Below are 13795 nucleotides of genomic sequence, written 5' to 3' on the forward strand. Positions count from 1 at the left end.
TAAACATTTAATTTATGATTTTTTTTGAACGAGGGAAAAAAAATTTGTAAACTATGCGCCTATTTTGAGGAGAATTATTATTTTAAACACGAGACGATCGAATTACTGGTCAAGTGAACTAATTACTTTATTAAGTAGTGTATTTTTTACTCTTGCATGCAATGCCTCATTCTGGGCTGAATTATTAAGTAGTAAAGAGCTCACATTAACACATACCTGGCTCATTATTATTTGTACTGGAATCGCAATTACGGGATTGCAGTGGTTTTTATTATTGCTGGTCATTAACCGATGGACTTTTAGATGGTTTATGATTGGTTTGTTTTTAGTCACATCCATTATGGTTTATTTCATGAATACTTTTCATGTTTATATCGATCCGAACATGGTGACGAATGTAATAAGTACCGATTATCAGGAAAGCAAAGAGCTATTACAGTGGCGAGTTATTCCTTATTTTTTGCTACTCGGTGTGATTCCCTGCTGGATTGTATGGCATATTCGCATTTATAAACGAAGTTTACTTTCATACTGGACTGGCCGGTTTGGTTGTATATTTTTATCGTGTCTTATGTTTTTTGGCGCAGGATGGGCTGTATATAACGATCTGAGTCCGATACATCGTGCTAAAAAAGAAATTGTTTATTTAGTTACACCGTTAAATCTTTTCTCGTCTTCAGCAAAAGCTTATTGGCGAGCTCAAAGAACTAAGGCAAATAAAACAAGAACACTTATTGCAAAAGACGCACAGCAAATACCTCGAGCTGAGGGAACAAAGCCTCGCGCGATTGTTTTGGTGATTGGTGAAACCGTACGTGCCGCAAATTGGGGGTTAGGGGATTATAGCCGTCAAACAACTCCTGAATTAGCGAAGCATCAGCTGATTAATTTTAGCCAGGTAAGCAGTTGCGGTACCTCAACAGCGGTATCCTTACCCTGTATGTTTTCTCCTTATGGCCTTCACCATTATGATGAAAAACGCATTAATCAAAGCGAATCATTTCTACATCTTTTAAATCGTTTAAATATTTCTGTATTGTGGCGTGATAATCAATCAGGCTGCAAAGGGGTCTGTGATGGATTGCCTATGGAGAAATTAAAAATTGACGCACTGTGTAAGAAGGGTCGTTGTTTTGATGAAATTCTGCTACAACAATTAAAAGAAAAAATTAGCTCCGTAAAGGGCGATCAATTGATTGTATTACATATGCTGGGGAACCATGGGCCAGCTTATTTTGAGCGCTACCCTGAACAGTTCAAACGTTGGCAGCCAACTTGTGATACGGCGGATTTAGCAAGTTGTTCTCAGGAATCCATAGTAAATACCTATGATAATGCCATTTTGTACACGGATAGTGTTCTAGCTCGTGCATTGGATGAATTAAGTGCGATTACGACACATGATACAGGGCTAATTTATGTTTCTGACCACGGTGAATCCCTAGGAGAGCATAATTTATTTCTGCACGGATTGCCTTATTTCATGGCTCCTGATGAGCAGAAAAAGGTGCCTATGATTTTTTGGTCATCGAAAGGGTTGTCAGAACAATTGGCGCTTGATGATCAGTGCATGCAGAACAAGAAAGAACAAGCGATTTCACATGACTATCTTTTTTCAACCGTATTGTCATTATTTGATGTGAAAACAAAAAGTTATGATAAGAAGTATGATTTATTGCACTCATGCCGAAAAGGATAAAACGTAGCCTTGATTACGCTCCGCTGCATCAAGGCTATGTTATTAATTACCCTTTGTTTTGATAATGCCAAAATTTAGGTAAGAAATAACAACAAATACTTACCCCTAAAATACATAATACTCCGCCAGAAATAAGTGCTGTACCAATTCCTAAGCTTGAGGCAACGAATCCTGCACGAGTATCACCTAGTTTGGGACCACTCAGATAACTAATCATTTCGATTCCTGCTAATCGACCACGCAGCTCAGTAGGAATCGTATTATTCCAAAGTGTTACCCTAAATATACCACTGATCGCATCAAAGGCACCGGCAAGAGCGAGAAACAAGAGCACGAGCCAAAGTGATTTTGATAAACCAAAACCAATAATCGCCGCTCCCCAAAAGGCTGCTGCAATCGCAATCGCTTTACCATCCTGAGTAATTTTTGATGTCCAGCCACTAAAAAAGGAAACAATCAATGAACCAACGGCGGGAGCTGAGTAAAGTAACCCTAACGTTTGTGCTCCACCAAAGGATTGAGCAATCGCGGGTAATAATGCATTGGGCATCGCAAAAACCATGGCAAAAAAGTCAACCAAATAGCTGCCAACTAATTCTTGTCGACTAAATGCAAAAGAAATACCTTGCTTAAGCGATAACAAAATAGAAGGGTGCTCTTTTACCGCTGGCTTAGGAATGTGATGCATTTTTATTAGCGTAATTAATGAAAGGAAAAAGGTCAGCAAATCGATAAGATAAGTAATGAAAATTCCATGATGAGCAAGAATCAATCCGGCAATTGCTGGAGCAATAATCATACAAAAGCTGAACTTAAACGCGGATAAAGCCCCAACATCTTTATAGTCCTTCGCGTCAACAATTTGCTGAGTAACACTGTCATAGGCCGGACGATGTAGTCCTGTAATCGCAGACATGGTTGCTGATGTAATAAAGATAAGAATTAATGACGGATGTTCCTGATAGGAGTTTAATGCAAGAAATAAACAGCCAATACCAAGCAGTAGCTCACTGACAATTAGCAATAAACGTCGGTTGTAACGATCCGCGAATACTCCGCCAATAAGCGCTGTAATTAAAAGAGGCAGCAACTGCACAAGGCTTAAAAGCCCCACCATCCAGGTGGATTGGGTGAGGTGGTAGATTTGATAGGGAAGTGCCACGCTGCTGATCATGGTCCCAATAAAAGAAATAAATTGTCCTAAATAGAGTAATCGGAAATCACGATTTCTTTTAAGGATTGATATATTTAGAAGATGACTCATATTGGGCAAGATCCAAAAAACACAAATGAAAATATCAATTTTATGCTTTTTCATGAATTGAATACAAATAAAAAATTTCCTACTGAGGCTTCATTTTTGAATTGGGTCTGGCTCTTTGGGTTGTTCATATAATGGACTCAAAGGTCAAAATAAGGTAGTATGCGCGTTTTTTAAGAGAGGATTTCTATGAGAAAAGTTTATATTTTTGGTGCCTCCAGTACAGGTAAGACAGAGTTATTAAGACAATTAGCGAATCAAAATGTTACACTTCAGCCTGTTTATACCCCGACAAAAGGTCCTGAGTTTCTAATAGTAAATGACTTGATGATTTGGGATTCCACTGCAACCAATGGCAACTACAAACAGTTTTCCCTTCCTTTTAGACGTGGGGCAGAGTTCGGGATTTATTGTATTAATTTATCTCAAGAAATTGATGGTGAAAGGATTGCTCAAATAGAATTAGACATTAAAGAGTTTCAGGAAGAAAACCGGGATGCTAAACTAATTTTAGTCGGTACCTTTAGCGACAGGGCTCTTTCCCAAAACACTGTAGAGTTATTGCGAAACCAGTTCCAAGAGGTTGTTTTTGCGGATGTACTCACCACAACCACTATCATAAAGAATGGTACACAGCCATTACTTACGGCACTTAATCGCCTGAAGCTCGAGGAAGAGCAAAGATTAACGTTTGTGTCTAATAGTGGAGATTCGGAGCTTAATAAGCTAGAAGCTTTGCGCGATAACTTCTCTGAGGATTCTGATTTATATAGCGCTTTAAACAAGTTAAATAATCAAGTGATTTGTTTGGGACTTAATGCTGATGAAATTGGTGTTTTGGGGGATGAAGTCAATAACTTGCTTACCGAGATATCTAACCCTCTGCTGCTCGATAAGACTAAAGCATATGATAAATTCCTTGCGAATTGTGATGCAAAGTTTACTGAAAAATATCATGGTCTTAAGGCCGCAGTTAAAACATTTGCTGCAGTAGTTTTAGTTACAGCGTTAGCAGCAGGCATATTCTTTGGCGCTGGTATTTTCTTTGGTGCGTGGACCGGTGCTTCTACATTTTTTGCGGCATTAGCAGAAGGAACTACAGGAGCTACTGCATTTTCTGCAGGAACTTGTGCAACTGGTATAATTTCCTTAGCTCATTATGGGAATAGCTTTTTCCAGAAGCCAGTCAAGAATGCGGCAAATGAGTTTATAGAAAACGTAAAAAATGCAGATATCGAAGATGTTAATATCACTTTGTAATAAGGCGTATTCCAACGTATCCTGATTGCTAGTAATGGTGTTTGCTCTAGGTTGACGCTGAGGGGCAACGAAGCCCAACAACGGAGCATCACTCTACGCCTATGTTGGGCAGAGCAATGCTTAGTGCCAACCTACATTGTTAAGAAAAAAACAGAAGAATTCGCTATGCTCATAGTCTCCCAGCTTTCGCTGAGCTGTATCCAGGCTACATTTAAAATTGCCATGATGTAGCGCAGCGAATTCCTTAGTGACAAGCAACGAGCTACACTAATAGATAATGGCATAAAAAATTAACGGGCATTTTTGAAAAAGACCGTTCGCTTAAGGATGGAGCGAAATCATGGACACTCAGTCAAGACAATTAATTCGCTCGTCAAGTATTGGCGTACTTGTTCTATTGTTACTCCTTTTTGCCCCTGTTGGAACTCTATACTATTGGCAAGGGTGGTTGTATACGGTTGTGTTTGTTAGTGCCTCTGCTGCATATACTCTATACTTGCTAAGACATGATCCCGCATTACTTAAGCGCCGTATGGAAGTTGGTGTATCCTATGAGAAGGAACTTGCGCAAAAAATTATTATTTCTTTGCTTTTTGTCATCTGCATTGTGTTGGTTGTCTTCTCGGCACTCGATGTGCGATTCGGTTGGTCCTATATGCCATGGTACATCTCTATCTTAGGTAATCTATTCGTTGGCTTTTCCTTTTATATTTTTCATCTCGTTTCTAAAGTGAATACCTATGCTGCAGCCAATATTCGTGTTGAAGAGGGACAACACGTTATTTCTAGTGGTCTATATGGATTTGTTCGTCATCCGATGTATTTGGGGGCTCTATTTTTTTTCGGCGGTACTCCTATAGCTCTCGGATCCTGGTGGGCACTTCTTTTAACGCCGATCATATTTGCAATTTTAGTTGCGCGTATCCTGAATGAAGAAAAAGTACTTGTGCGAGATTTACCCGGATATGCAGAATATCAAGAGAAAGTCAGCGCTCGATTGATCCCCTTTATTTGGTAAGCCTATGCCATGATGTGATAGCCACTATCAATATAAATCGTATCTCCAGTAATACTCTTCGCATAATCGCTGGCGAGAAAAGTTACCATGGAACCAATGTCATTGATATCAGCTAAAGAGCCGAGCGGCGATTTATGTGTTGCATCTCGTATTAACTCATCAAACTTGTCTAATCCAGAGGCTGCGCGTGTTTTGAGCGGGCCGGGGGAAATCGCAATGACTCGAATACTTTCTGGGCCAAGTTCTGCAGCCATATAGCGCACTGAAGCCTCTAATGCTGCTTTCACAGGCCCCATGAGATTATAATTGGAGACGACTTTTTCAGCCCCATAGAATGACATAGCAAATAGTGAGCCACCATTTTTCATGAGCGGCTTGGCGAGATTTGCTATACGTATAAATGAATGACATGAAATATCCATAGCCAATAGGAATCCATCTTTTGATGATGCGAATAAAGGGCCATGTAAATCTACGGTAGGAGCAAAGGCAATTGAATGCACGATAATGTCAATCTGTCCCCAGGTTTTGGCAATTTCTGCAAATAAAGCAGTTAAATCTTGCTCATGAGTTACATTGCAACGCATATAAATGGATGGCGCGAGCTCTTGAGCGAGAGGGTCTACAAATGGTTTTGCTTTTTCATTGATGTAGGTGATTGCTAATTCAGCCCCCGCTGCTTTTAACATCCGTGCACAACCATAGGCAATCGAACTTTCATTGGCAATACCGACTACCAATGCTTTTTTTCCGGAAAGTAAGCAATTATCCATGATGTTTTCCTTTACGTCCTGTTTGATTTAATTATACATGACAATTTTGTTTTTAATTTGTCCTATAATCTAAGGATAACGTTCCATATGGAAGGGAATCTTGGCTCTACATTAAGGGGGCACTTTAATCTCCTTTTGATCGCTAAATCAATGACTTAGTTTATACTAAGTTGATTAAAGTGCCCCCTTAATTGGGAAAGACCCAACTTCTTGGAAAGATGAAGTAGCTAGAATGTGGCGGTTTAGTAAATCTAATGGGATAACAGAAGGGTTTCATAGAAAAATGAAATTGATTCAACGTAGAGCTTATGGTTTTAGGAATTTTGAAAATTACAGAGTGCGTGTTAAGGTGCTCTGTGGGTGATTATAGCTGCTCCCTTAAATGGGAAAGAGCCGAGTAATGCAGTAGAGTAGTTTCTTATTGATTTTAATTTCTATGTTGTAGGGTGAATAAAAAATAGGGGGCTAAAAACAAAAAAAGACACCTAAGTGTCTTCATAATGCAGTGGCTGTATTCTTATTTTTTCTTAAGAACCACTTTAAGAATGGCGCGCCCGGAAGGATTCGAACCTCCGACCCTTTGGTTCGTAGCCAAATACTCTATCCAACTGAGCTACGGGCGCGTTGACTGGCGGAGAGAGAGGGATTCGAACCCTCGATGGGATTTCTCCCATACTCCCTTAGCAGGGGAGCGCCTTCGACCACTCGGCCATCTCTCCAATCAATGCCGCGGAGTATACGCAGGTATTTTTAGAACGTCAACACTTCTTTTGAAAATATCTTAAAAGCATTAAAAAAATACGTTAAATGTACAATATTTGTTTAATTGTATTTCAAAAAAAGCAATGTATTTCATTCAACCTAACTCTATGTAATTATGTTGAAAACAGTGTTAATCGTTTCCAAATTTATATGTTTACTGCTACTCTTACACTATAAAAAATCAGACCAATTATTAAGGAGGATCAATGAATCAGAAGTCGAATTTAAGTGGTCGCGATGTCTATGTAGTTGATGGTAACCGGACCCCATATCTTAAAGCGAAGGGACTAGGTCCGTTTTCAGGATCTGATTTAGCGGTTGCAGCGGGTATGACTCTATTAAATCGACAACCATTTTCTCCAACCGAATTAGATCAAGTAATTATTGGTAGTGCTATGCCTGGCCCCGATGAGGCGAACATTGCGCGAGTAATTGCATTAAGATTAGGTTGTGGTGATCAAGTTCCTGCGTTTACAGTAATGAGAAATTGTGCTTCCGGTATGCAAGCACTTGATAATGCAGCAATAGAAATTGCCAGTGGCCGCAGTGACCTAATTTTAGCGGGGGGCACCGAAGCGATGAGCCATGCTCCTTTATTACTCAACCACAAAATGGTTTCTTGGCTAGCTAACTGGTATGGAGCTAAAAGTATAGGGCAGAAACTAGGGTTAGTTACTCAGCTCAGACCTTCTTATTTAGCACCCGTAATTGCTTTATTACGTGGATTAACGGATCCCATCGTAGGGATGAACATGGGGCAAACTGCTGAAAAAGTTGCTTATCGATTCAATATTACTCGTGAGCAAATGGATGAGTTTTCTTTACGAAGCCATTTGAAATTAGCAGAAGCCTACACTGAACAACGCATGACTGAAGTAACTCCTATTATCGATAGTAAAGGGCGTGTGTATGCGCAAGATGATGGAATGCGTCCTGATTCTACTTTAGAAAAATTAGCGAAACTAAAACCTTTCTTTGATAAGAAGTACGGCATGGTGACGGCAGGTAATAGCTCTCAGGTAACTGATGGTGCTTGCTTATTATTGTTAGCCAGTGCAGATGCGGTTAAAAAATACCGTTTAAAAGTAATTGGTCGCATTGTGGACTCACAATGGGCTGCACTTGATCCCGCCAAAATGGGATTAGGTCCCGTTCATGCAGCAACACCAATTATGCAACGCCATAATCTAAAAGCAGATGATATTGATTGTTGGGAAATTAATGAAGCCTTTGCGGCCCAAGTTTTAGGTTGCTTGGCTGCTTGGAATGATGATGAATATTGTAAGACACAATTAGGCTTAGATAAGGCCTTTGGTGCTCCATCCATGGATAAATTAAATCGTGAAGGGGGCGCAATAGCAGCTGGACATCCTGTAGGTTCTAGTGGTGCGCGTATAGTGCTTCATGTATTGAAATCATTAGAGCAAAGAAATGAGTCACGTGGAATGGCCTCTATTTGTATCGGTGGAGGACAAGGCGGGGCTATGTATCTGGAACGTGTGACTGAGGTGAAAGGACATGAATAATTATAAAAACTGGGACTTAAAACGAGACAGCGATAACATTTTGTGGCTTGGTCTAAATAGACACGACACGAGTGTGAACAGCATGAATGAAGAAGTCTTAGATGAGCTAAATAGTCTGCTTCAGGAAATTGCTCAAGATAAAAATGCTATCGGTTTAATTATTTATTCAGCAAAAGAAAAAGGATTTATTGCAGGAGCAGATGTTTCTTTATTTTCTAAATTTGAAACTCCAGCCCATGCCGTTGATTTCTTACGCAAAGGTCACGCAGTTTTTGCTAGATTACAGGCATTAACAATCCCTACGGTTGCCATGATTGATGGTTTTTGTATGGGGGGCGGGTACGAATTAGCTCTTTCATGTACTTATCGTATTGCCACTGACGAAAAAGATACACGAATTGGTTTGCCTGAAGTGATGTTAGGTATTCATCCTGGTTGGGGTGGTACCGTGCGTTTGCCACAGCTGATAGGTGGCTTCAATGCGTTAACACAGACTATTTTAACCGGAAGTACCGTTGCTGCATCAAAAGCTAAGGCCTTAGGTATGGTTGATGATGTAGTTCCTGTTCGTCAATTAAAGCGTGCTGCAGTTTATTTTATTAAAAATAAGCCACCACGCCACAAGCCTTCATTCCTGCAAGGATTAACCAATGCGGCTTGGGTTCGTAAACCTCTTGCTGCATTAATGCGTAAAAATGTTGCCAAGCGTGTACGCAAGGAACATTATCCCGCACCTTATGCCATTATTGATTTATGGGAAAAAGAAGGGGGAATGGGAGATAGGGCGTACCAGAAAGAAATTGAATCAGTTGAACATTTGGTTACTCAAGGGACTACGTCTAGAAATTTAATCCGTGCGTTTGGTTTAAGAGAACGTATGAAAGCATTTGCAAAAGACAGTAACTTTAAAGCACAACATGTACATGTAATTGGTGCTGGGGTTATGGGCGGAGATATCGCTGCCTGGTGTGCTTTGCGTGGCCTTCGAGTAACGCTTCAAGATCAATCTTACGAACGTATTGCGCCTGCAATTGGCCGAGCTTATTCTTTATACAAGAAAAAATTACGTAAACCACGCTTAATCCAAGCTGCGATGGATAATTTAATTCCTGATCCAGACGGTCGGGGCATTGCGCAAGCGGATGTGATTATTGAGGCAGTTTTTGAAAATTTGAATGTGAAACAAGAAATTTTCAAAAAAGTAGAACTGCAGGCGAAGAAAGATGCAATTATTGCTACGAACACGTCCAGTATTCCTTTGGATGAGATAAGCATCGTGATGAGTGACCCGACACGTTTAGTTGGCATTCATTTCTTTAATCCAGTTGCTAAGATGGATTTGGTTGAAATTGTTAGCGGTGCATCAACTGCTACGCAAGTGGCGCAAGCCTCTTGTGCCTTTGTCAATCAAATTGCCAAGTTGCCTTTACCTGTTAAATCCAGCCCTGGCTTCTTAATCAACAGAGTATTAATGCCTTATTTAATGGAATGTGTACAGCTCTTAGAAGAAGGTCATAGTGGAGAGACTATTGACGAAGCGGCCTTAGAATTTGGAATGTTTATGGGACCTGTTGAGTTGGCTGACACCGTAGGTATGGATGTTTGCTTGGCTGTAGCAGAAAACTTAACCGCGCATTATGGTGGTACCGTGCCACAGAAATTACGTGACATGGTCAAAGCAGGTAAACTTGGCCGTAAGACTGGCGAAGGTTTTTATCAATATAAAAATGGTAAGCCTGTGAAAAGTCGTCCAGCAGAGGTCGCTAAAGATCAACATATAGCCGATCGATTAATTCTAAGAATGGTTAATGAATCTGCAGCTTGTTTGCGTGAAGGGGTAGTAGCTGATTCTGATTTGCTTGATGCGGGTATGATCTTCGCAACAGGATTTGCACCTTTCCGTGGTGGCCCAATGAATTATGCTAAAGATTTTGGTACTAATAATTTGGAAAGCTTATTTAAAACTCTGGAAGTAAAGTACGGAGAGCGTTTTAAAGTCGACGAAAGTTTGTAGTCTATTGAATGTAGCCTGTATTAGCGCAGCGTAATACGAGGATTTATGTGTCACAACATCCCGTATTACGACCTCGTCTAATACGGGCTATTTTATTGATTAATACAGCGTAGCCTATGGTTGTTGAAACTGTATCTTACACATCTCTGAAGACATAGGCAGATTCTACACTTTGATGTTTCATGATTGTTCTCCAAAGTCAGAGACACTTGCCCTTAGGTTAAAGTAATTTTGCAATGACCTGTAGGTTGGACCCATGGCCTGAGGGATCGACTCGTTTTAATTTAGAGGAGCATGTATTATGCTCCTTTAAAATTACCTCCCAATGAGTCTTAATGTTTATTTTTTTCCTAGTCAGCTGGCACCCTAGATAAAAGAAAGACAAGACCCTCCGATGTTTATAAGAGTTTGCTTGAAAATCATAATGTAATTTTAATTCCTCCACCGAAGCCCCCGTAATCCAGGCAATGAGGCTAGCTATGGCCGCGCCATGGGCCCAATCTACAACGTATAAAGATATTCCTTAACTTAATGGCGAACTGAGGGGCTTGCTGAGATATGGATAAGATACGGCTGCTTGCAACCAAGGTTTTATTTTTATCGCGCAGAGGAAACTGGGTTACGAGTAACCAGGCTACACTTATTTATGTGAGCAGTATTTTAAAGCAAAATAACTAATAAAAAGTACAATCAAACTTCCAAGAATATCCGTACTATAATGCCAGCCTAATAAAACACAAGAAGCGATAAGCATTACATTAATAACCGCCAACACAATACAGGCTATGGGCCACTCTCTAAGTAAGTTAACACATAAAATTGCCCAAATGGCATGAAATGATGGTAATGCTATTAAGCCACCCTCATTTGTAGTTGGCACAATATGATGATGAAGTTCGGAAAATTTTAATCCGGTAGCAATTTGGCTCGAGTCAAACAAAGCATGGTTAAATATACTTGCAGGTGCCGCAGTAGGGAAGAAGTAATAAAATGCAAACCCTAAAAGCACTGTGCACAGCAACAAAAAATAGTATTCACGCAATAAATGAAAGCGACAGGAAAATAATACAAGTAAAGGAATAATACTCATTTGATAGGCTAAACTGTCGTAAATCGTGCTAAGTAACGCTTTGAACTGCGGATGAGCATTAGTCCAGCTCACGATAGAGGATGTATCAATTCCCACCCGGGCTTCCAGTGTTACGATATATTGATCAATTATCGGGAATGGTGTTAATTGAACAGCATTCGTCGCCATTGCAATAATTGCCATAACCACAAAAAAATAGATTAATTCATTTCCTATCTGGCAGGCTTTGCTGTCCTTTGCAAAGCTCAAATGAAGTCCAAGATTGAGAAGGACTAAGAATATACCAAAGGGAACCACGTTATCCGGAAAATAGTTATTTCCCGGAAACTGATAAATAAAATAATTGATAAAAAGAGCTATAAATGAAAAAAAAAGAATAAATCCAGCTAGTGAACTAATACATCGAGAAGATACCTGACGCATTCTAAGGATTATTCAGTCGTTTCTAACAGCTGTTTTTGTTTGATTGCATGGAAAATTTCTTCTCGGTGCACATTAACCGAACGAGGTGCTTCAACGCCAAATTTAATATTTCCATGTTCTTGGGTTTTAAATGCCAAGATCTTAACAATTGTATCATTAATACTAATCATTAAGGGTTCTTCAAAGTGAAGAGAAACAATATCCATTAAAAACCTCATCATTATGTCCAAGCTCGTTGTAAATCAACGATATCGAATAGAAAGTTAACCTAATTTGTAGATGCTTGTCACTATATATTTGGTTGAAAATGATAAAAAAAATTGGGTTGTGCTCTTCCTTTCAATGGAATGTATAAAATTGTGCATGATCATTGTCATTAACGATTAAAAGCGTTACAATTGGCAGCTTTTTTAAAACCTTGCCTTACTGCTATATGTCAGCAGAAGGCTATTAATACATAAGGAGAAATCATGAGACATTATGAAATTATGTTTCTTGTGCACCCGGATCAAAGCGAACAAGTACCAGCAATGGTTGAGCGCTATGAAGGGATCATTAGTAAGCATGAAGGTAAAATTCACCGAAAAGAAGACTTAGGTCGTCGTCAATTAGCATATCCAATCAATGATGTGCATAAAGCTCATTACATTCTGATGAACATCGAATGCTCACTTGAAGCACTGGAAGAAATTAAAAATGCATTCAAATATAACGATGCAATTTTAAGAAACTTAATTACTCTTCAAAAACAAGCGATTACTACAGAGTCTGTTTTAATGAAGAAAGAAAAAGAAGTTAGAACTGCTTAAGAGGAGTCATTAGATATGTCAGCTTATTTTCGTAGAAAAAAAATGTGTCGTTTCAGCGCTGAAGGCGGCAACGAGATTGATTATAAAGACATCAATTTATTAAAGAACTATATTTCTGAAACTGGAAAAATCGTACCGAGCCGTATTACTGGTACTCAAACCCGTTTTCAAAGACAATTAGCTAAAGCAATTAAGCACGCCAGATTTATTGGTTTATTACCTTACTGCGATAGCCACGGTTAGTGAATGATGCACATGGGCGACTTTATAACAAAGCAGTGTAAAGCATTACTTGAAAATAAGCAGCAAGCAATTATGTATGCTGCGTTACTTTCGATTATACCTTTTGCCACTTGGTTATCAGTTGCCCTTGTATGCTTGGTAACATTAAGAAAAGGGGTTCGATCCGGCTTTGATGTTTTGTTACCAGCGCTGGTAATTCATTCTGTTCCATTGATGATGTTAGTACCAATATCTGGCGCATTAATTAATACGCTAATTGCCTATTTGCCTTGTTATTTTGCAGCGATTACATTGCGCAGCACACAAAAATGGCAGGCGGTTTTTGGTGTGTTTTTTATTCAAGCAGTTCTTGGATGTTTGCTTCTTCAATTGCTCGCACCTGAGTTTATTGTAATACAGTTCAATCAGCTTAAAGCGTTACTGATGCAATACCAGGAGTTAGTTGAAACCGGTATGGATAGCATAAGCACGCTCAGTTTGGCACAGTTATTTTTCGGTCTTCAGATATTAAGTGCTATTGTTTCTGCGGTAGTTTCTTTAATGTTTGCTCGATCAATTCAAGCCAAATTGTTTTTACCCGGCGGGTTTAAAAATGAGTTGTTAATGTTCCGTAGCGGTAGGTTTTCATTGTTAATACTCTTATCTGTATCTTTGGGTACTTATCATGAAATTCCTTTAGCAATTAATGTCCTACCAATTGTGCTGAGTTATTTCTTGGCCTCTGGATTTGGTTTAGCTTATTTTATTTTGGCTCGCAAAAGTCAAGTTAAGGTGTTTCTATTATTAATGTTAATAATACTGTTAAAGCCTACTTTTGCACTATTTGCCTACATCGTTTTTGGTTCATTAGATAGTATATTTAATTTTAGATCGTATCTCCCTGAACGGGTAAACGAATCAATTTGAGGGTTATTAAG

Annotated in this window: 12 protein-coding genes, 2 tRNA genes and 1 pseudogene; 9 read left to right on the forward strand and 6 right to left on the reverse strand. The window is 39.3% G+C overall.

Features of this window, described 5'->3' with window-relative positions; translation table 11 throughout:
- The first annotated feature begins 64 nt into the window (after nucleotides 1-64).
- Nucleotides 65-1699 carry a phosphoethanolamine transferase gene (locus J2N86_RS07625; protein WP_252578746.1) on the forward strand — a complete coding sequence of 545 codons (1635 nt, stop codon included), beginning with the start codon at nucleotides 65-67 and terminating at the stop codon, nucleotides 1697-1699.
- Nucleotides 1700-1745: 46 nt separating this feature from the next.
- On the opposite strand, the gene J2N86_RS07630 is transcribed toward J2N86_RS07625, so the two are convergent.
- Nucleotides 1746-2963, reverse strand: a complete 1218-nt coding sequence (locus tag J2N86_RS07630) for an MFS transporter (RefSeq protein ID WP_252578747.1) — start codon at nucleotides 2961-2963, stop codon at nucleotides 1746-1748.
- A gap of 186 nt (nucleotides 2964-3149) precedes the next feature.
- Here J2N86_RS07630 and J2N86_RS07635 point away from each other — a divergent pair, with 186 nt between their 5' ends.
- A complete protein-coding gene (locus J2N86_RS07635) occupies nucleotides 3150-4220 on the forward strand; it encodes a GTPase domain-containing protein (protein ID WP_252578749.1) in 1071 nt (356 codons plus the stop codon).
- 340 nt (nucleotides 4221-4560) lie between these two features.
- Nucleotides 4561-5238 carry a methyltransferase family protein gene (locus J2N86_RS07640; protein ID WP_252578751.1) on the forward strand — a complete coding sequence of 226 codons (678 nt, stop codon included), beginning with the start codon at nucleotides 4561-4563 and terminating at the stop codon, nucleotides 5236-5238.
- Between the two features lie 2 nt (nucleotides 5239-5240).
- Here J2N86_RS07640 and fabI read toward each other — a convergent pair whose 3' ends face one another.
- The gene (gene fabI, locus J2N86_RS07645) at nucleotides 5241-6011 is read right to left on the reverse strand and encodes an enoyl-ACP reductase FabI (RefSeq protein ID WP_252578753.1); all 771 of its coding nucleotides are present in this window, start codon (nucleotides 6009-6011) and stop codon (nucleotides 5241-5243) included.
- A gap of 211 nt (nucleotides 6012-6222) precedes the next feature.
- Here fabI and J2N86_RS07650 point away from each other — a divergent pair.
- Nucleotides 6223-6375: pseudogene (locus J2N86_RS07650) on the forward strand (transposase); the annotation flags it as partial.
- A 182-nt stretch (nucleotides 6376-6557) separates the two neighbouring features.
- Here the strand turns inward: J2N86_RS07650 and J2N86_RS07655 are convergent.
- Together J2N86_RS07655 and J2N86_RS07660 are read right to left on the reverse strand one after the other, a co-directional pair.
- Nucleotides 6558-6634 (reverse strand) — tRNA-Arg (locus tag J2N86_RS07655).
- A gap of 6 nt (nucleotides 6635-6640) precedes the next feature.
- Nucleotides 6641-6730 (reverse strand) — tRNA-Ser (locus tag J2N86_RS07660).
- 249 nt (nucleotides 6731-6979) lie between these two features.
- Between J2N86_RS07660 and J2N86_RS07665 the strand changes: the two genes are divergently transcribed.
- On the forward strand, nucleotides 6980-8299 hold the full coding sequence (locus tag J2N86_RS07665) for an acetyl-CoA C-acetyltransferase (protein WP_252578755.1): 1320 nt from the start codon (nucleotides 6980-6982) through the stop codon (nucleotides 8297-8299).
- Complete coding sequence (locus tag J2N86_RS07670) at nucleotides 8292-10313, forward strand: 3-hydroxyacyl-CoA dehydrogenase NAD-binding domain-containing protein (RefSeq protein ID WP_252578757.1); 2022 nt, start codon at nucleotides 8292-8294, stop codon at nucleotides 10311-10313. Before J2N86_RS07665 ends, J2N86_RS07670 begins: the two co-directional genes overlap by 8 nt.
- A gap of 640 nt (nucleotides 10314-10953) precedes the next feature.
- Here J2N86_RS07670 and J2N86_RS07675 read toward each other — a convergent pair.
- Nucleotides 10954-11826 (reverse strand): phosphatase PAP2 family protein, encoded by an 873-nt coding sequence (locus tag J2N86_RS07675; protein ID WP_252578758.1) that lies wholly within the window; start codon nucleotides 11824-11826, stop codon nucleotides 10954-10956.
- An 8-nt stretch (nucleotides 11827-11834) separates the two neighbouring features.
- Nucleotides 11835-12032 carry a carbon storage regulator gene (locus J2N86_RS07680; protein ID WP_058534980.1) on the reverse strand — a complete coding sequence of 66 codons (198 nt, stop codon included), beginning with the start codon at nucleotides 12030-12032 and terminating at the stop codon, nucleotides 11835-11837.
- A 264-nt stretch (nucleotides 12033-12296) separates the two neighbouring features.
- On the opposite strand from J2N86_RS07680, the gene rpsF reads away from it, so the two are divergent.
- Genes rpsF through J2N86_RS07695 form a run of 3 tightly spaced genes read left to right on the forward strand, consistent with a single transcriptional unit; the run spans nucleotide 12297 to nucleotide 13784 of the window.
- Entirely contained in the window at nucleotides 12297-12635 is a 339-nt protein-coding gene (rpsF, locus tag J2N86_RS07685; RefSeq protein WP_252578760.1) for a 30S ribosomal protein S6, read from the forward strand.
- 15 nt (nucleotides 12636-12650) lie between these two features.
- Nucleotides 12651-12878: a 30S ribosomal protein S18 gene (gene rpsR, locus J2N86_RS07690; protein ID WP_006871756.1), complete on the forward strand. Its 228-nt coding sequence runs from the start codon at nucleotides 12651-12653 to the stop codon at nucleotides 12876-12878.
- 3 nt (nucleotides 12879-12881) lie between these two features.
- Nucleotides 12882-13784, forward strand: a complete 903-nt coding sequence (locus J2N86_RS07695) for a hypothetical protein (protein WP_252578762.1) — start codon at nucleotides 12882-12884, stop codon at nucleotides 13782-13784.
- The last annotated feature ends 11 nt before the right edge of the window (nucleotides 13785-13795 follow it).

Source organism: Legionella lytica (assembly GCF_023921225.1).
GTDB classification, from domain to species: domain Bacteria; phylum Pseudomonadota; class Gammaproteobacteria; order Legionellales; family Legionellaceae; genus Legionella; species Legionella lytica.

Excerpts from the sequence above, each read along its gene's own strand:
- J2N86_RS07670 (WP_252578757.1), top strand. The coding sequence starts at position 8,292 with ATGAATAATTATAAAAACTGGGACTTAAAACGAGACAGCGATAACATT.
- J2N86_RS07630 (WP_252578747.1), bottom strand. The coding sequence starts at position 2,963 with ATGAGTCATCTTCTAAATATATCAATCCTTAAAAGAAATCGTGATTTC.
- J2N86_RS07695 (WP_252578762.1), top strand. The coding sequence starts at position 12,882 with ATGATGCACATGGGCGACTTTATAACAAAGCAGTGTAAAGCATTACTT.
- J2N86_RS07640 (WP_252578751.1), top strand. The coding sequence starts at position 4,561 with ATGGACACTCAGTCAAGACAATTAATTCGCTCGTCAAGTATTGGCGTA.
- fabI (WP_252578753.1), bottom strand. The coding sequence starts at position 6,011 with ATGGATAATTGCTTACTTTCCGGAAAAAAAGCATTGGTAGTCGGTATT.
- J2N86_RS07680 (WP_058534980.1), bottom strand. The coding sequence starts at position 12,032 with ATGGATATTGTTTCTCTTCACTTTGAAGAACCCTTAATGATTAGTATT.
- rpsF (WP_252578760.1), top strand. The coding sequence starts at position 12,297 with ATGAGACATTATGAAATTATGTTTCTTGTGCACCCGGATCAAAGCGAA.
- J2N86_RS07665 (WP_252578755.1), top strand. The coding sequence starts at position 6,980 with ATGAATCAGAAGTCGAATTTAAGTGGTCGCGATGTCTATGTAGTTGAT.
- J2N86_RS07675 (WP_252578758.1), bottom strand. The coding sequence starts at position 11,826 with ATGCGTCAGGTATCTTCTCGATGTATTAGTTCACTAGCTGGATTTATT.
- J2N86_RS07635 (WP_252578749.1), top strand. The coding sequence starts at position 3,150 with ATGAGAAAAGTTTATATTTTTGGTGCCTCCAGTACAGGTAAGACAGAG.
- rpsR (WP_006871756.1), top strand. The coding sequence starts at position 12,651 with ATGTCAGCTTATTTTCGTAGAAAAAAAATGTGTCGTTTCAGCGCTGAA.